Below are 16529 nucleotides of genomic sequence, written 5' to 3'. Positions count from 1 at the left end.
CACGGTGTATTCGAGCACGAAGCGCGCGGTGGTCCGTCCCCTCGTAGAGAACTACGCGATGTCCGAGGCGCGACAGCGCCGACGCATAAAGCGGGGCATACCCGCGATACCCGAGCCCGACCAAGAGAATTCTCATTCCGCCCTCCCGCGGCGCAACGGGCTATACGTCCACACGGACGTCGCGTGTCAACTGTGACGGAGCTGTCGTATCAACGGCTCAGCATCTGGGTTTCGTTCCGATCTGTTTCCCCGCGCAGCCAGTGCTACCCAGGATGATACGTGGCCAGCGTAGTACGTGCCCTCTACCTCGGGAGCGTTGCAGCTGAGTTCGCCTTGGAGGCCCTGGCATTTCACTACCACACGTGAGCAAGGGCGGCGGTTTCAACCGGCTGAACAGTTCGCCGGTCTCGTCAAAGAAACATGAGCCTAAATACCCTTGGTGTAGGGGTTTGGGTCGTACACGGCGTGAACGCTGTCGACCAGCCCACCAAGGAATCCTCGTCGCGACCCGAAGTCTGACTCAACAACCTGGCTCCGCCGGATCAACCCCCGGGGAGAGCCCGTCGACCGTGTTGGCGAGTGCCCGATTACAGTTGTCGCGCACATGGTTCCCGTCGACGGTTTCGCGCCGGATTCTGCGATCCGCGTCGACCGGTGCTCGGCGCGATGGAGAGCTGGCTCAGCGGTCTGTCGCAGCGCACGACTGCACGACTGCACGACGCCATGTTCGCGCAGTGCCGAGTCAGTCGGTGATGAGGAGGTTCTTCTTGCGGAGTTGCGCGATGAATTCACGAGTGTCTTGTGCTGCGATGGATTCGGGCAAGTCATACTCTTCGGCGAGAGCGGATGCGAGTTCTCTTTCTGTCCGATCCTCAGTGAGCAGCTTCGTGAGGAACGTGCCGCTCCCGTTCGCCGTCAGATACACAGAGCCGGCGAGGTCGAGGACGACGAGCTCCCCGTCGATCTCCTGCCAAGTCAACGAATCTGTCCTTAGCTTCATGTGTCCTCCTTGGCGCCTGCTCATGTTTGGAATCATAGGCGCAGCGATTACCTTGTGCAGAGCGAGGCGGTCGGACGTTGCGGGCCGCTCCGCTACCACAGCGTGTCACCGTGAGCCTTGACCTTGTCGAGCGTGGCGCGGAGGCTGGGTCCATCATTCAGGAGCGGTCCGCCGAATAGCCGCTTCCGACTCAGCCGATATCGGCGGCCAGCACTCGCGCCTCCCGACGACGAGCCCGACGAACGCGTCGACGTTGGGTCAGACCACCCATAATCTGAAGTCCGTCTACACGACCCCGTCCAGGGGCGCGGCGGGAGCCAGGTTCGAGGGGTCCGCAGAGGGATCGGAATAGTGCAGGACGTATCCCACGATGGGCCCAACCGATGCCGCGGCGATTCCTCTACCTCGTGGCCAGCTCGTTTGACCCGGCCGGGCGTGGCCGGGAACGCTGAGCGACCTGTAAAGGTCCGCCCTGAACACCTTCGCGATCAGCTTCGAAGGCCGAATCAAGCAACAATGCACCAGGCCAGATCCAGCGTTCATGTGGCGGCTCCCTATCAGCGATCACACCCCGCGCCCAGGCTCTGTGACGGCATCGCCCGATCGTCAAGGACAGGGGCGCTCATACGAGCCCCGGCTGGCCCGCGCCGCCAGCCTGTCCGCAGAGCGGCCCCGCCGAAGAAAATTGCTGCTCGCTCACCGTGTCCGGCCCCGGTACGGCTTCGTGAGCGTCGGAACGGGGCGGTAGTCTGGAAGCGCGGCGGCTCCCCGGTTGCGGCGTCGCTAGAAATCCCGGTGCGTGATTCACGACAGTGAACGCGAATTCGACGACGGAGACGAAGATGGTTGTGGCTGCGGAGCTCGTAGAGTCGGGAGTCACTGCCCTGCGTGGTAGCGCTGAGAGGGCGGTCTGGTTCGGCCCCAATGATCGGCCGCTCTTCGGGTGGGTGGGAGTTCCGGAAGGGGACCGAGCCCGGGGAGGCATTGTGTTGTGCCCGCCCATCACCACGGAAGCCCGAGCGACGCATGGTGTTCTGCGGATACTTGCGGCGACACTACGTTCAGCCGGCTTCATGACACTCCGTTTTGATTACGACGGTACCGGTGATTCCTATGGAAAGTGGGAGGACCCTGGTCGCCTCGATGCCTGGACCAACAGCATAAGGTCCGCCGTGGCCGAGGTGCGGCTCGCGGGGTGCACAAACGTCTCCGCGGTCGGTGTGAGGATGGGCGCCACGTTGCTTGCGGCGACGGCCTCCGACTTGGGTCTTAGATCCGCTGTGCTGTGGGATCCGATCACGGACGGCCGCAAGTTTCTTCGTCGCCAGAACCTCTTACTCTCCGCCTCGATGGCCGGCAGTAGCGATACGACGTATGACGGCGTCGACGCGCTGGGATACGCTTTTCCCGCGGCTGTGGCGGAAGAGCTGCGGCAGCTGCAGCTTGAATCGCTGATGCCGAACCTGGCGGGTCTCGACCACGTGTTGTATGCGCATCCCACGGAGAGTGGACTTTCGAAAGCGCTTCTCCGTGTGATAACAGAGTCGTCCAATTGCGAGACGCTTGCCGTGGCCGGACAGGTTGAGCTCTTAGAAGTGTCTCCCGAACGCTCAGAGATCCCGATGGACGCACTCGTCGACATCAGCCGCTGGCTGTGCACCGTGGCGGATGACGTGCTCGCGGCGATTCACTGTCAGTCAGGGCGCGACAGTATTGAGATCTCGGATGGAGGGCGCGTCGTCGCCGCGGAGCGCGCGCGTAGCTTTGGTACCGCTCAGCTGTTTGGAATATTCACCGAGCCCGTGGGGGAGATGCGGGCAGAAGCCTCATCCCGCCCGTGGCTGGTCATGTTGAACAACGGTGCCGAGACGCACATAGGGCCGGGGCGCAGGTGGGTCGAGTGGAGCCGACAATGGGCGGCGCTGGGGTTCCGGTGCTGCCGGATCGACCTGAGTGGTCTCGGCGACAGTGGGGTATGGCCGGGGCAAGATCGGCTCGTCATCCTCGCACCGCAGTGGATGGAAGATGCAACCGAGATCATCCAGGAGTTATCTCCCGAGGAGTCCCCGGGCGTGGTCTTTATGGGCCTGTGTTCGGGAGCGCACGTCGCGATCGAGGCAGCGCTTTCAGATCACCCACCGCGAGGTGTGGTCGCGCTGAATGCCATCCTGCGTGAGAATAGCCTGCGTCTGAAGGACCTGCGGAACGAGCGTCGCCGTGCATGGCGACCTGATCCGAAGATCATTGACGTCATCAGCAGACGGAATCCGCGCCTCGGGCAACGCTTGGCGCGCGCGGTTCGAGAGCTTCACGTTCGGAGTTCCCCCTTCGACCCGTTCGCCAAGGCGGCGCGCGCGGGCGTCAACGTCTTGGCGATCTACGGGCCGGGCGATATCTGGCAGTTCGGCAACGATATCTACTGGCGACGTTTCGGCGTCCCGCGGCTGCAGCGACGCCATGCATTTGAGTTTGTACGCCTTCGAACGCTCGATCACTCGCTCTATCACCGTGCGGCACAGTGCGATGTGGAGAGACTTGTGCGGACCCATCTATTGGAAAATTATGGGAACGCCCGCGATCTCACCAATTCCGCCGAAGGCGGCGGCCTCGTGGATTCGACGAGCGGAGTGCGTGGATGAAGACCTCTTCGTAGGCTTCGGCGATGTGGTTCCAAGTGAAGCTCTCGCTACTGACTCTCTGATGACCGCGCTCGGCCAGGCGCACACGCAGGGGTTTATCGTCGAGCACTCTGATGAGCGCATCTGTGAGCGATGCAGGGTCGTCAGGCGGGAACAGGATGCCATCGACCCCATCGTCTATCAGGTCCGCGATACCGCCTCCGTTAGTTGCGATCAAGGGGGTCGCAGAGCGCCAACCTTCGAGCGCTACGATGCCGAAAGCTTCGATCCGGCTGGGTATTACCTGCACGACGGCGTGATCGAGCAGCGTGGCGACCTGCCCTTGACGCAGAGGACCGATGAGATGAACACGGTCGGCGATATGCAGGTCAGACGCGAGTTGACGCAACTTCTCCCACTCCGGTCCCTCGCCCGCGATCACCAGTTCCGTGCCGTCAACCGAGTTCTTGGACACCGCCAACGCAAATGCTCGGATGAGCGTCGCGAAACCCTTGTTCTCAACAAGCCTGCCGACTCCCGCGATGAACCTCGGCGGAAGTGGGTGCTCCACTGGCTCGCGAAGAATGTCGAGAAGGATGCCATTGCCGACGACGGTGGGCTGCGCAGTCGCACCGAACTGCGCGAGGTCCCGACCCGCGTGCGGCGAGCACGTCGTGACGTTCGTATGTTGCACGGCGAACCGTAGCGCGCGTCTGAGCAGCGCTGATTTTGCAAAGACGTGGTCGGCATCCATGTACGTTTCACCGTGGTTGCTATAGATGACCGGGATGCTGTGGATCCGTGCGGCAGCGAGCGACCAAGGCCCGTTCGGCCCGAAACATTGGATATCAATAACGTCCGGTCGGTCCGAGCGAAGCGCGCGATTCCATGCTCGAAGCGCGCCTGGAGCGGCCGCCGCAAACCGGGCGGCCGAGCGCATAGATCTGGCTGGCAATGGGGTTGGGAGATAGCGGACCTCGATGCCGTCTTCGCGATGCGCCTCGGCATCGCCCCGATCGACGGCCCAGACGGCGACGGTGTGGCCACGTCGGCGCAGGGCATGCGCGACGGAGGCCACGTGCTGCTCGACGCCTCCGATCCGCGGGTGGTATGAACTCGCTGCGAGCACGATTCGCACGATCACTCCGCCTCGGGACTCGGCGCGGACGTTAGACTCTCGAGCGCAATTGCAGCTCGCCGCCAACTGAATATCCGGCTCTGGACGAGCGCGCGTGACTGTAATTCGGCAAGGAGTCCGCGCGAGGTGGCGAGCGAGGTCAGCGCATCAGCGATCGAATGCAGCTCTGGCCTGACTGCCAACGCGGCGTCCCCTACAACCTCGGCTACGCCACCGGTCGGAATTGCGATGACGGCACAACCTGACGCGAGAGCCTCGACCGCCGTGAGGCCAAAGGGCTCAGGCACCAACGGCAGGATGAGCGCTACGTCGAACTCGCGGAGCGCGGCGGCCATCGACGTCGCGGGTATTCGTCCAAGCATCGTTCCGTTGCATGCCTCGACGGTTCGGCACAGTTCCGCGTAATACGCTGCGGCTGCCTCTTCGCTTGAATCGAAGGCACGGAGGCCTCCGATCACAGTGAGTTCGATGCCGGTTGCCCCGCCTTCTTGCGCAGCGCGAACCGCCTGAGCCCCGAGCAGTTGTCCCTTGTTGGGGTCGATGCGGCCGCAGAATGCCACTCGGAGACGTTCGCTGTCGTGGCGTTGGAGGGGCGGGCGGAACGACACGTGATCCACGCCGTTATAGATCACGGTGATGAGTTCGGCAGCGACATGGCATTGCTCCTGCGTCCACGTGCGCACAGACTCGCTGACGGTGACGACGCGGGTCGCCGAGGGCAGTGCTCCCAGTTCTTCCGCTTGTGCTCCCCGTAGGTAATTGTGAAGCCATATCACTATCGGGTTCGCGCAGGCCTCACGGATGCTCGCCGCCAGCGCTGGGTCGTTCGCAACGACAATGGTCGTGTGCTCGCTCAACTCTCCGGCATACTCGACTACTTCACGAACGTACCTCTCGCGTCGCCCGAAGCGACCGGGGAATACGCGCCCGAGAGCGCGTATCATTAACCACCGAACACGCGAGCGGGGTCCACCGACCAACTTGAGTTCGTGTAGGTCCCCCGCGTCGTACGGCGTCTCATCCAGTCTGGGTGTTACGATCAGGGCGAGACTCCCGAGTGACGCAAGTTCCTTCACAATAGCTTGAGTGAATGTCGCGATTGCGCCGCCTTTGGATGCCGAATACGGCTCGTCCTCCGGAAGGATGAACGCATATTTGTGCTCGTGCGTTGGTTTCATCATGTCGTGAGTCCACCCGCCGATAAGAGGCCGTCCAGCGTCCTTTCCCACGTGAACGATTGGACGCGTTGGAGTGCGCGTTGTCCAAGCTCTTCGCGAAGCGTGGAATCCTGAATAAGAGGCTCGAGTGCGGCGGCGAGTGCCTCTGGGTTCTCACGTTCCACAAGTCGCCCGCTGTCCGAAACCATCTCTGGTATGCCTCCGACCGCGGTCGCCACGAGTGCACAGCCTGCCGCCATGCCTTCGAGCACAGTCAGTGGGAGAGGGTCGTCCCATCTAGACGGTACGACGTGCACGTCCGTGGCGGAGAGAGCGGCCGGCACCTCGGCGCGAGAGAGGTGTCCAGTCCGGTGAACGTGTATACCCGCAGAAGTTAGAGAGGCTACGAGCTCGTTCAAGCGCCGACTATAGGGATTCTCCTGCGAGTACCCCCAGTTCGTGTCGCCCACGACTTGAACGCTGAACCTATTGCTTCGGGCTGCGAGTATGAGGCACGACTCCAGGAACGTGTCGACACCCTTTTCCACTGCGATCCGCCCCAAGAAACCGAGTACGGGGAGCTTCCCGGAGCGATATTCTCTGCTTGTTCTGAAGCGTTGTGCATCAACCCCGTTATGCACCGTTGTGACCCTGAATGGCGTCAGTTCGTCGACGTTCTCAATTGCCCGTGCCAGGTAGGAACTAACTGCGGCCAACGAGAGGCCTGACTCTCGCATAATCAGACGCTTGAAGCGATCACCGGTCGTTTCCAGATTGTGAAACCAGTGAAGAACTCGGGTCTGCGGTAGCTTACGCTGCAGAAAGATGGCGATCTCCGGGTCATTGTTCACGATCACCAGACCTGCGGCGAGATCGCGAAGGACAGCAAGGGACTGCTTCGCGTATGCGCGCTGATCCGGCCGAGCCCAGCCATCAAGACGGCGGCGTACACGCCGGACGAGGGAGCCGAACGCCGACCCGGGTGTCGGCGCGTGCAACAGCGTCACATCCTGCCACGGGTACGCCGCACCTGGACCGTCTCGGGTGATTACGTGTGGTGTGAAGCCGCGGGAGGACGCCACACGAACCAGCTCCCAGATACAGGTTCCGATGGCACCGCTTCGGTCCGCGGTGAAAGTCTCTCTGCTGTTGTTGAGAAAAACGACGCCGTTCTTTTGCATCAGGAGCCCTCCGAGACCGTCCGGATCATTATGCATACCGTGATTCGCCGTACGCGCAGTGCGGGATGGTGAGTCCCACCGCTAGCCGCCGGCATCGTCATGCTGCGTCCTCAGCTGCGGCACGCCAGATGGCGGCGTGTCGGTCCAAGCAGCGCTCCCATGTGAATTCTGCGGATCTGGCGCGGCCGTGTGAGATCATACGTTCGACGTCCACCTTCCCTCGCAATATAGCGAGCAGGCCATCGGCGACGCCTTCGGCTGTAGGCGGCACGAGGAGTGCGGCTCCGCCCGCCACCTCCGGGAGCGATGTGGAATTTGCTGCGACCACCGGCACGCCCGCCGCCATACCCTCGAGAACGGGAAGTCCGAAGCCCTCATGGAGGGACGGGACAACGAGGGCCGTGGCGCCGGCGAGGAGACCGGGTACATCCGCGTTCCCGGTCCGGCCAATGAGGCGCGTTCGAGGCAACGTTGAGAAGAGTGCCGTGCGGTGCGGATGGGGCGGCCCCGAGAGCACAAGAGACAGTTCAGGGCATTCCCGTGCGACGACGGACCATGCGTCGGCGAGCGCTCCGAGATTCTTCCGGTTGCTTGCTCCGCCAGCATGAACGATGTATGGCTGCTTGATGCTGAGTTCGCGAAGACGTCCGGGATCAAGCGGCCGCGCGTTGCGGAAGTCCTCGCTTATGCCAGGGTAAACAACATGCGTGTTAGTGAGGCCGAGCAACTGTTGAGCGTCATCCGCAGTCGCCTGAGATACGCAGATCACTGCTCGCGCGGCGCGCAACTCTGCACCTGCCGAGCGGATGACCGCACCTTCGTCAGGAAACCGCCACGCGACTACATCGTGGAGCGTGACCACCTCATTCGGAGCCGGCGGCAGCGACAGACTCATGCGATGTACGAGACTTTGACGCGGATAGGTCAGAGATCCGACCGCACGCCTCAGCGCGCCCCCATTCCTCTCCAAGAGTCTCATGGGCAGTCTCGCGGTGCCGGCCAACGGCGACCGGAGTGAGCGTGCCACAAGATGAGATACCTCCCATCCTCCATCACGCGTAGCCAGGGCCCGCGCAGCGCCTTCGACGATCGCTCGCTCGTAAACTTGCGCGCCCATCGGCGCCGCACTGGCGACGGTCGCTATGACCAGATCGTTCACGCCTTTCGCTCCTCTGTCGCTAACCCCCGGCTTGTGGGACTCCTGCGAAGTGGTCGCGGACTCTTACTGGCGCCAACCGATTGAAGCCATTCAACGACCGGCTCGACAGCCTTCTCCCACGTTAGACGGCCGAGAGCGTATTCGCGCAGCGGCGCCGGAGCTGGCGCCGTACGACGTTCTCGTAGCCGTTCGATGATCCATCTGCTCCACTCGTCGGCGTCCTGGCTAACATGAGCGGGCGCAGCCGGGAACGCGCTCGCGCCGTCTGGTGTGGAGATGACGCTTCCGCCGCTTGCCAATGCTTCGGCATACTTGAGTGGAGCTCCGACACCGTCGAAGACAGGAACTGCGACGACGGTTGCTCGCGAGAGGAAGCCCGCGAGATCAGCGACACGACCCACGTAGTGGGCGCCGGTCGGCCACGCACCCGCATCTTTGACGCCCGGCCCTGCGACGAGCAGTCTTGCTCCCGCAACTGCCTCACTAACCGCTGGCCACACATTCCTTATCATCCACTCCAAACCTGTGGCGTTCGGTCCCCAATACCAGCTTCCGAATAGTGCAACAATCGCCTCATCACGAGGGAAACAAGCTTCCTGCCATTCCGCAGGATCGACACCAAGGGGAGCGACAAAGACCTTCTGCCTAGCTTCTGGATGAGCCTCTAGCAGGTGCAGTCGTTCATTGTTTGAGCATACGGACACTACAGTAGCCGCCGCTATTCCTTTACGCTCCGCTTCGAATTCCTCAGCGGACTGCCTATACTCGCCGGCATCTCTATACCACCGGCTCAAGACATTGTGAAAGTCGAGCAACGTCGGAGTTTGCAGGTTCTTTGGCAGCAACGCCCATGAAGTATGGTGGGCCACAATGATTGCGTCCCAACGTCTTGCACCGATAAAACGATGCATCAGCCACACCATCGGTTGAAGATGGATTCCTTTCACCATCAGGCGCGGACGCCACGTCCTGACCAATTCGCGAATTGACGTGTCCGACTGTTTAGATCGCGGAACAAGGACGGTAACGCTGGCATGGCCGCGCGATACCAGCGCCCGTATTTGATGGAACTGGCGCCGCTGGCCCCCTTGACCATCTTGATCGGGCGATTCATAACTCACCCAGAGAATGTTTGGTTTCTTATCTCGCGACATTGTCAAATAAAGTCCGCGAAGGCGCGCTCTTGCCGCTGGAAGATCAGTACTCCTCCAAAGAAAACTGCGATTGAAACGATTGGCAAGGCCACGAGCTGCCACACTGGAGGCACCGGTTGGCCAAGAGCCGACCATCTCACAGTTTGCATCAACCATGTCAGCGGATTGATCTCGAAGGCCCAGAGGAGGCGGTGGGGGACCGTGTCGAGCGTATACGCAATTGGAGTCGCGTATAGCAGTATTTGAAGGACCCACGGGAGTATGTAAGACACGTCTCGATATTTAACTGTGACGGCCGAGGCTGCAACTCCTACTCCAGAGGCGAGGAGTAGCGTGAGTATAAGCCAGATGGGCGTAAAAAATATCGACCAATGAGGCTGGACGCCGAAGACGACAAGCAGAACCAGAAATAACGCGAAGGCAACAGCGAAGTCCAGAACCACTGATATCGCGCTCGAGAGAGGCACCAGTAGGCGCGGAAAAAATACTTTTGACACCAGGGCCTGGTTCGATACAAGCGATGTCGATGAGCGGGAAATGACACCGTTAAATACGTTCCACGCCATCATGCCCGCGAAGCTGAAGACAAAGTACGGTATGCCCCCGGACGGAAGCCCCGCCACCTGGCCGAACACCACGGAGAATATTCCGGCTGCCGCGAGCGGCTGAAGGACGACCCACGCGACACCGACCGCGGTTTGCCTGTACCGCAAGACGATGTCACGTATGCCGAAACGGAGGAGAACCTCCCGGGCCTGCCAGAGCTCCCGCCATGACGGTAGATTGAATCGACGCGGCGGCCGAATAACTGTACGGCTCAACCCTGCACCTCATAGTTGAAGTCGGCCAGGACCATGCCGGCCGCAATAGCATCATCGGCGGCGATTTCAGGATAGGGCGAAGATGGCAGAACGTCGATAGTGTCGGCCGCCTCCCAACGGTCAAGAATTCCCGCTTGGCATATGAACATGTCAATCGAGTAACGGCCGGGCTTGAGCCAGAGCGCCCTGATAAGCAGTCTCCCATGTTGAGGGACACCCGGCTCGAACCACGCACCCGAGAGGCGGGAATCGCATTGGACAACAACATTGCCATTCACATCGTTGATGTGGCAAGAGACGAAGTACTTGCCCGCGAGCTCGGAGTTGGCTCCGATCTCGAATTCGATGGTCTTATCGTCTGTCGGTTCCACGACCTCTTCTGTCATCGTCACCCGGGTGAACCGTAGTTGGCCGCTGCCCGGCCGTCGAGCAGCGTCGCTTTGTTCAACCTGGAAGCGTTCGAAGGTGTCTCGGTACCGAGCAAGCGCAGCGTCGACACCGCCGACGTATGACAGCGAGCCCCTCTCAAGGAAGAGTGCCGAGCTGCACAACGACGTCACCGTCTGAGGTTGGTGACTCACATACAAGACTGTACGACCGCTATGCGCAACATCACGCATCTTGGCAAGAGACTTAGCCTGAAACTCGGCATCCCCGACGGCAAGCACCTCATCAATTGCGAGGATCTCGGTTTCGAGGTGCGCCGCAACCGCGAATGCGAGCCTCACATACATTCCCGACGAGTATCTCTTAACTTGCGTGTCGAGAAACTTGCCGACACCGGAAAACTCGACGATCTCGTCGAATCGACGCGCGATCTCGCGGCGCGTCATTCCGAGAAGCGAGCCATTGAGAAATATGTTCTCACGGCCCGTGAGCTCTGGGTGGAAGCCTGTGCCAATCTCAAGCAGACTGCCGACTCGGCCGCCGAGGTCAATGACGCCTGCCGTCGGTGCGGTAATTCGGGTCAGGAGCTTCAGGAGGGTACTCTTGCCGGCACCGTTGCGGCCGATGATTCCAACGGCCTCACCCCATGGAATATCAAAGGACATGTCATCCACTGCCGGGAACTCGTCGTAGCGCGTGCGGCGCATCGGATGACGCAACCGGTTCAGTACGGCGTCGGTGATGCGGTTGTGTCGTTCACTACTGCGTGCGATGCGGTAGGTCTTTGAAAGATGCCGAACGCTTATCGCATTATCGGACATAGTTGTAGTTCCGTTCCCCAACGGTTTCAGGTGTGGCCAGCACGACAGCATCGACCGCGCACAGGGGCCGTGAAAAGGTTACCATCACGCACACGATGCACTGTCCTGACTTTGGCGCGACGTCTTCTTGTGGAGGTGCTGGCTTCACACGGGAGAAAGAGGATTGGACTGTTCGGCGGGACCGGGCCGTGTCGCTCATGCTCGGGCACCGAACCAACCAGAAGGAAGCGCCACCAGCGCCACCGACGACGTCGTGTGAGAGGCCCCGTGAAAGCAGTCGACCGGGCTGTTCCGGGCCGCTGCGAGGGAGTCCTGATGATCGACACCGGCCGGTCCGCAACTCACGCCCATGAACGCGTGTTTCCATAGGAGAGTCTACGCACTCATGGCCAGAGCGCGGCCCGAACAGACTCTGGCCAGCTCTCCGAAGCAACGCCGTGCCGGCTAAACAGCGCGAGGGCGATGCGCTCAAGACCAAATCCGAAGCACGCCGAGTGTGCGGTGCCGCCTGTTTCGGTCGTCAGGCCGAATTCCTCTCCAAAGTGCGCTTCGTGGTAGTTGGCCGATGCAATCGCCGTGCGCTGATCCTGCGAACTGACCGGGCACGTGATTTCAAACTTCAGTGCCGTCGCGCGTTGGTTCGCGGCGAGCATGCGCCCGGCTCTCCCGAAGAATGGATCGTTGGCCTCCTCGGAGGTTACGTCCAGCCCAAGGTCAGAGAGCGCTGTCAGACCGCGTTGTAGCCAACGGTCGCGGTGTTCCAACGCCGCGCTCGCCTCACCGATGTACACGAACTCGTGCATCCGAAAACTCTGCATCCGCGCGGGGTCAAGGCTCGGCTCGTGTCGGAAACAGTATCCCTGCACTTCGTATCTCAGCCCGGAGCCCGGTATCCGTAGAGGAACATGCGGATAGAGCGCATGGCAGGCTGCGGAACTCAAAGTGATGTCTGACGGCGTCAACCGGGCAGTCCAGTCTTCGCCCCCGTCTACGGCTTTGAGCAGTTCCGCGTGTTCGGCGTCACCGCCCTTAAACACCTCGATGGCTCCGAGCAAGTTCGGGAACGATCGCAGATATCCGGTGTGCTCGAAGTCCGCGCGGGGCAGCAGGGGCGGGAAGTAGTATTGTGCACCACCTTCCCCGGCTGCGGCGCGTGAGGCGTGAGCCTCGATACCTCGCACCACACGCTCAAATGCTCCCGATCGCTGATACAGCCCGTCCACTCCCGCATCGACGAGCAGTCCAGCGTCGATGAGTGCCGCCCGAAAGACGGACTGCTCCGTCTCCACGAGCTCGCGGCCGTGGTCCATCATCTCCCCCTCTGAACCAGCAACAACTCCGCGTTGTTCACGTTGATGCGGTCGTTGTTGATCATCAACTGAGCGCCGACCGCATCGCGAAGAATTCGGCCGAGCGAGAACGGCGAGTGATTGGCATAACCAGCCATTCCACAGATCAAGAACGCCTTCTGCACGATCTCTTGAAGAAGACCCGAGGCTGCGACCTTGAGTGAGTTCATCGAAGTTGCGTATGCAATGGACGCCCCGTAGTCCGGATCGGCGTCTGCGGTTGCGAGCCTGGCCCGCGCACCAAGGAGCAGGTCGTCTAGCTGCTGGACGCCCAACGCCATCTCGGACAGGCGCAGAGCACTCGGCGGTAGCGATCCTGGCGATCTCCGCGCAGCTTGCTGCGCGAACCGCCGCGAGCGCGCGTCGGCTTCCTTCGCCATACCCAGCCAGAGAGATGCCCACAGAATGTGCGTGACGGGCAGCATCGTCTCGCTCGAAAGATCGCCGAACGGCGTCGGAAACACATGATTCAGCGGACCCCGCGCGTCGAGCACGAAGCCGGGGCTACATGTCCCCCGAAAGCCGAGCGCATCCCAGTCACTCGTCTGCGTGAGCGCGAACTCGTCCTTCTCGCAGATGACGAGCACCTGGTCGCTCGGTGCACTGTCAGGGGTGCGTCTCGCTGTCGCGAACACCGCGTCCGCATATGAACCGTAGGAGATCACCGGAACGAGCTTGTGAAGGGTGAAAGATTCGCCGTCTGCGCGCACCGCACACACGCTGCTGCGCACATCGCCGCGGACCTCGGCCTCGGCTGCCGCCGATGCCAGAAGGAGGTTCTGCGCCGCGACCCGTCGTCGGAACGCCGCCAGGGCTTCAGTCTCTCCGTGCCGTACCAAGCATGCAACTTGTATGGAGTGAAGCGCGAGGATCATCGCCGATGACGCACACCATCGACCGAGCTCGATAAGGACATCCGAGAGTTCATCGAGTGTGGCGCCCAGCCCGCCTTCTTCCACCGAGATCAGGGCGCGAAGGAAGCCCACCTGTCGGAAAGCGTCCACGGACTCTGTCGGGAACCGACCGGTGGCGTCGACATCGTCCGCATTGGGACCAAGGACCCCTTCACCGATTTCCCTCGCGGCGTCGCGGAGACCAGTATCCCGCCCCGCGGTCGTCACATCGACCTCAGACTGATGCCGGGTCGACGAGGTTCCGCAGCGCTTCTGCGATCACCGCGATCGAACGAAAGGTGTCCTTGCGAAGCAGGGCGTCCGGAAATTCGACATCGAACGCATCTTCAAGGCCCAACATCACATTGACGCTCGCATGCGAAGTCAGCCCCAATGTGTATAGGTCCGCATCGACGTCGATCGACCCCACATCGACCGGCAGCCGCGCCTGATCCGCGAGAACTTTACGAATCTCATCTTCCATCTCAGCCACATTCCCCTCAGTGACCGGGTATCTCCCCGACGTGCTCTCATCATATCCGGGACCACGTCGGCGCGGTTGGCATACTTAGCGCGCGATCACGATTGCGGACGCGATCCCTTCTGTATGTGAGAACGACACATCAAAGGCGGTCAGCGAGGCATCTCGGGCGATCTCTGCGGCGAGCGCATGCAAGCGGAGCGACGGCCAGCCGCCCCGCTCACGAACGATCTCGATATCACGCCAGCTCGGCACGAGGTTGTCGACCCGGAGAGCCTTCAGCGTCGCCTCTTTCGCGGCGAAGCGCCCAGCGAGCGAAGGAGCGGAGCTCACAGGCGGTGCCCCCCAACCGCCACAGTCTGAGATCTCGGAGTCCGTGAACAGCCGCCGGCGATAGCGGTCGCCGAAGTTCACAAGCGCGTCGCGAACCTCATTCACGGACTGCACGTCGATGCCCACGCGCATCAGGTCCCTCCCCCCACAAAGACATCCCACTCGGTGTGAATGCGCACAGCCGCGTGTTTCGCCTGTACGAGCATCCTCGCGACGTCCTCTACGAATGACGGCGGGCCGCACACGAAGCACTCCGGATTCTCGCTCGGAGCGATCCCGTAGAGCTCAAGGTCCAGGGCGCTCAAACGCCTCGGCCGCGCTACGCGCGAGCCCTCAGCTCCTCTCCGTGTGATGACCGTGACAGCAGTCCCGTCGTCCTCCGCATCGAGTTCCTCGAGTTCAGAACCATAGACGACATCACCGGCGGATCGCACGGAGTACAACAGCGTCAATCGTGATCTCTCCGCACGACGACGCCATTCCCGCGCGATGGCGATGAGCGGAACGACTCCGGTACCGCCAGCGATCAGGAGCAGCGGTCGCGAAGCCGTCGCATCAGCATCCCACCGCAGCCCCTCCCCCTCCGGCCCGCACACCTCGATGAAGGATCCGACGGCGAGGCCCCGAAGCACATCGCTGACCGCGACCAGGTGAATTCGACTGCTGCCCGCGGTGTGCGGGTTTGCGATTGAAAACCTCCGCACGTCACTGCCGGCGTCCGGTCGCACCTCAACGTATTGGCCGGGAAGGTGACCGGGCCAGTCAGGAACGCGCAGCTCGAGCTGTGTGATGTTCTCCCCCAACGAGGATCTGGATGAGACCTCCGCTGTCAGCCACAACCGACCCTTCATCGACGTCCTCCTCGCCGACGACAGTCAGATCGACTTACGGGCGATGAGAACCTCCGCGTTCTGCCGGAGCAGTCCATCGTTGCCGAACATCACGAGCGCCGCATGTGCATCTCGAACGATCCGCTCGATGACCATGCTTCCACCTCGTTGGATCCCCTGGATGCCGCAGATTTGCAGGGACTTGGTCGCCACCTCCGTGGCAACCGCTGTGCTCGCGACCTTGAGATTGCGCAGCGACGAGATATAGGCGATGTCGTCAAGTCGCGACTCGCGGTCCAACTCGTCAAACCTGGATGCCACGCCCGCAAGAAGCCCCCGGAGCTTCTCGACCTCGAGCAAGAGCTCCGCGAGCCGCGCGGCGCTCGGTGGTGTGGTCCCCACAGACCTGCGCGCCTCGCGCCGCACGACAGCGTGGGCCTCACGCAGTGCGGCCTCGGCGATCCCGACGTATGCTGCGCCCGCGAGGATGTGGCGCACCTGAATGAACCCGGAGTTCATTATGGTCGGCCATGGCGTCGGGAAAACCGCGTCTACGTCGATCTCGGACCTGATCCGCAGACCGTTGCTGCACGTGCCGCGGAGCCCCAGGGTGTCCCACGTCGATGTCTGTTCGATTTCGGCACGCGCGGTCGGGATGACCACGTAGATCCGATCGTCTCGTGCGGCATCGGGGGCCCTCCTCACATGCGTGAGTATCACGTCGGCGTCCAACCCGTACGAGCACGCAATCGTGCTGCGGTCGACCCGCAGAGCACCCGCGTCTTCGATAAGAGCCGCTCCACCGTCCGGGGTGGGAAACTCGCTTGTGGCGTTCGCCAGCAGAATCTGGTCGCTGACAACCCGATCTAGCAGACCGCTCAGCAATGAAGTCTCGCCGAACCGCTCCAAGGTGAATACCTCGATGGTGTGCATGGCAAGGACCAGCGCACTCGACGTGCAGTACTGAGACAGCGTGCGGACCACATCCGCCATCTCGCCAACACTCGCCCCTAGACCGCCTCGGCCTACGGAAGCGACGGCTGAGAGTAGGCGCTCCTCACGCAACGCATCCACCGATTCGCGTGGAAACCGAGCATGGGTATCGACATCCCGAGATGCTGGCCCGGCAACGCCCTCGCCGATGCGCTGCGCGACCTCAACCAGTGATCGCCCACCGCCCAGGTCCCCAGAATGCACCGCGTTTTCA

The 16529-nt window shown here is 61.9% G+C and carries 15 protein-coding genes; 1 reads left to right on the top strand and 14 read right to left on the bottom strand.

The window, feature by feature from the left end; all coding sequences use genetic code 11:
• Positions 1-742 precede the first annotated feature (742 nt).
• On the bottom strand, positions 743-1024 hold the full coding sequence (locus PU630_RS01095) for a PqqD family protein (RefSeq protein WP_275278513.1): 282 nt from the start codon (positions 1022-1024) through the stop codon (positions 743-745).
• Positions 1025-2073: 1049 nt separating this feature from the next.
• On the opposite strand from PU630_RS01095, the gene PU630_RS01090 reads away from it, so the two are divergent.
• The gene (locus tag PU630_RS01090; protein WP_275278512.1) at positions 2074-3639 is read left to right on the top strand and encodes an alpha/beta hydrolase family protein; all 1566 of its coding nucleotides are present in this window, start codon (positions 2074-2076) and stop codon (positions 3637-3639) included.
• On the opposite strand, the gene PU630_RS01085 is transcribed toward PU630_RS01090, so the two are convergent.
• From PU630_RS01085 to PU630_RS01025, 13 genes are all read right to left on the bottom strand, one after another.
• Positions 3581-4756 carry a glycosyltransferase family 4 protein gene (locus PU630_RS01085; protein ID WP_275278511.1) on the bottom strand — a complete coding sequence of 392 codons (1176 nt, stop codon included), beginning with the start codon at positions 4754-4756 and terminating at the stop codon, positions 3581-3583. The genes PU630_RS01090 and PU630_RS01085 overlap by 59 nt on opposite strands.
• Positions 4757-4758: 2 nt before the next feature.
• Positions 4759-5937 (bottom strand): glycosyltransferase family 4 protein, encoded by a 1179-nt coding sequence (locus tag PU630_RS01080; protein WP_275278510.1) that lies wholly within the window; start codon positions 5935-5937, stop codon positions 4759-4761.
• Positions 5934-7094, bottom strand: a complete 1161-nt coding sequence (locus PU630_RS01075; RefSeq protein ID WP_275278509.1) for a glycosyltransferase family 4 protein — start codon at positions 7092-7094, stop codon at positions 5934-5936. Before PU630_RS01075 ends, PU630_RS01080 begins: the two co-directional genes overlap by 4 nt.
• A gap of 97 nt (positions 7095-7191) precedes the next feature.
• Positions 7192-7989: a glycosyltransferase family 4 protein gene (locus PU630_RS01070; RefSeq protein WP_275278508.1), complete on the bottom strand. Its 798-nt coding sequence runs from the start codon at positions 7987-7989 to the stop codon at positions 7192-7194.
• Positions 7990-8249: 260 nt separating this feature from the next.
• Positions 8250-9407, bottom strand: coding sequence for a glycosyltransferase family 4 protein (locus PU630_RS01065; protein ID WP_275278507.1), 1158 nt, complete (start codon positions 9405-9407; stop codon positions 8250-8252).
• Positions 9408-9409: 2 nt separating this feature from the next.
• Positions 9410-10228, bottom strand: a complete 819-nt coding sequence (locus tag PU630_RS01060; RefSeq protein ID WP_275278506.1) for an ABC transporter permease — start codon at positions 10226-10228, stop codon at positions 9410-9412.
• A complete protein-coding gene (locus PU630_RS01055; protein WP_275278505.1) occupies positions 10225-11436 on the bottom strand; it encodes an ABC transporter ATP-binding protein in 1212 nt (403 codons plus the stop codon). The genes PU630_RS01060 and PU630_RS01055 overlap by 4 nt, the downstream gene beginning before the upstream one ends.
• Before the next feature lie 383 nt (positions 11437-11819).
• Positions 11820-12746, bottom strand: coding sequence for an amino acid--[acyl-carrier-protein] ligase (locus tag PU630_RS01050; RefSeq protein ID WP_275278504.1), 927 nt, complete (start codon positions 12744-12746; stop codon positions 11820-11822).
• Positions 12746-13906 carry an acyl-CoA dehydrogenase family protein gene (locus PU630_RS01045; RefSeq protein ID WP_275278503.1) on the bottom strand — a complete coding sequence of 387 codons (1161 nt, stop codon included), beginning with the start codon at positions 13904-13906 and terminating at the stop codon, positions 12746-12748. The genes PU630_RS01050 and PU630_RS01045 overlap by 1 nt, the downstream gene beginning before the upstream one ends.
• Positions 13907-13913: 7 nt before the next feature.
• On the bottom strand, positions 13914-14162 hold the full coding sequence (locus PU630_RS01040) for an acyl carrier protein (RefSeq protein ID WP_275278502.1): 249 nt from the start codon (positions 14160-14162) through the stop codon (positions 13914-13916).
• An 84-nt stretch (positions 14163-14246) separates the two neighbouring features.
• A complete protein-coding gene (locus tag PU630_RS01035; protein WP_275278501.1) occupies positions 14247-14624 on the bottom strand; it encodes a holo-ACP synthase in 378 nt (125 codons plus the stop codon).
• Entirely contained in the window at positions 14624-15343 is a 720-nt protein-coding gene (locus PU630_RS01030; RefSeq protein WP_275278500.1) for a ferredoxin reductase domain-containing protein, read from the bottom strand. The genes PU630_RS01035 and PU630_RS01030 overlap by 1 nt, the downstream gene beginning before the upstream one ends.
• A 24-nt stretch (positions 15344-15367) precedes the next feature.
• A complete protein-coding gene (locus tag PU630_RS01025; RefSeq protein WP_343075864.1) occupies positions 15368-16519 on the bottom strand; it encodes an acyl-CoA dehydrogenase family protein in 1152 nt (383 codons plus the stop codon).
• Positions 16520-16529 lie beyond the last annotated feature (10 nt).

The organism is Microbacterium horticulturae (assembly GCF_029094505.1).
Classification (GTDB): Bacteria; Actinomycetota; Actinomycetes; order Actinomycetales; family Microbacteriaceae; genus Microbacterium; species Microbacterium horticulturae.
The sequence above is the reverse complement of the archived record's forward strand: the minus strand, read 5'-3'. Positions and strand labels throughout refer to the sequence as shown.

Excerpts from the sequence above, each read along its gene's own strand:
- PU630_RS01095 (WP_275278513.1), bottom strand. The coding sequence starts at position 1,024 with ATGAGCAGGCGCCAAGGAGGACACATGAAGCTAAGGACAGATTCGTTG.
- PU630_RS01090 (WP_275278512.1), top strand. The coding sequence starts at position 2,074 with ATGACACTCCGTTTTGATTACGACGGTACCGGTGATTCCTATGGAAAG.
- PU630_RS01080 (WP_275278510.1), bottom strand. The coding sequence starts at position 5,937 with ATGATGAAACCAACGCACGAGCACAAATATGCGTTCATCCTTCCGGAG.
- PU630_RS01075 (WP_275278509.1), bottom strand. The coding sequence starts at position 7,094 with ATGCAAAAGAACGGCGTCGTTTTTCTCAACAACAGCAGAGAGACTTTC.
- PU630_RS01070 (WP_275278508.1), bottom strand. The coding sequence starts at position 7,989 with ATGAGTCTGTCGCTGCCGCCGGCTCCGAATGAGGTGGTCACGCTCCAC.
- PU630_RS01065 (WP_275278507.1), bottom strand. The coding sequence starts at position 9,407 with ATGTCGCGAGATAAGAAACCAAACATTCTCTGGGTGAGTTATGAATCG.
- PU630_RS01055 (WP_275278505.1), bottom strand. The coding sequence starts at position 11,436 with ATGTCCGATAATGCGATAAGCGTTCGGCATCTTTCAAAGACCTACCGC.
- PU630_RS01050 (WP_275278504.1), bottom strand. The coding sequence starts at position 12,746 with ATGGACCACGGCCGCGAGCTCGTGGAGACGGAGCAGTCCGTCTTTCGG.
- PU630_RS01040 (WP_275278502.1), bottom strand. The coding sequence starts at position 14,162 with ATGGAAGATGAGATTCGTAAAGTTCTCGCGGATCAGGCGCGGCTGCCG.
- PU630_RS01035 (WP_275278501.1), bottom strand. The coding sequence starts at position 14,624 with ATGCGCGTGGGCATCGACGTGCAGTCCGTGAATGAGGTTCGCGACGCG.
- PU630_RS01030 (WP_275278500.1), bottom strand. The coding sequence starts at position 15,343 with ATGAAGGGTCGGTTGTGGCTGACAGCGGAGGTCTCATCCAGATCCTCG.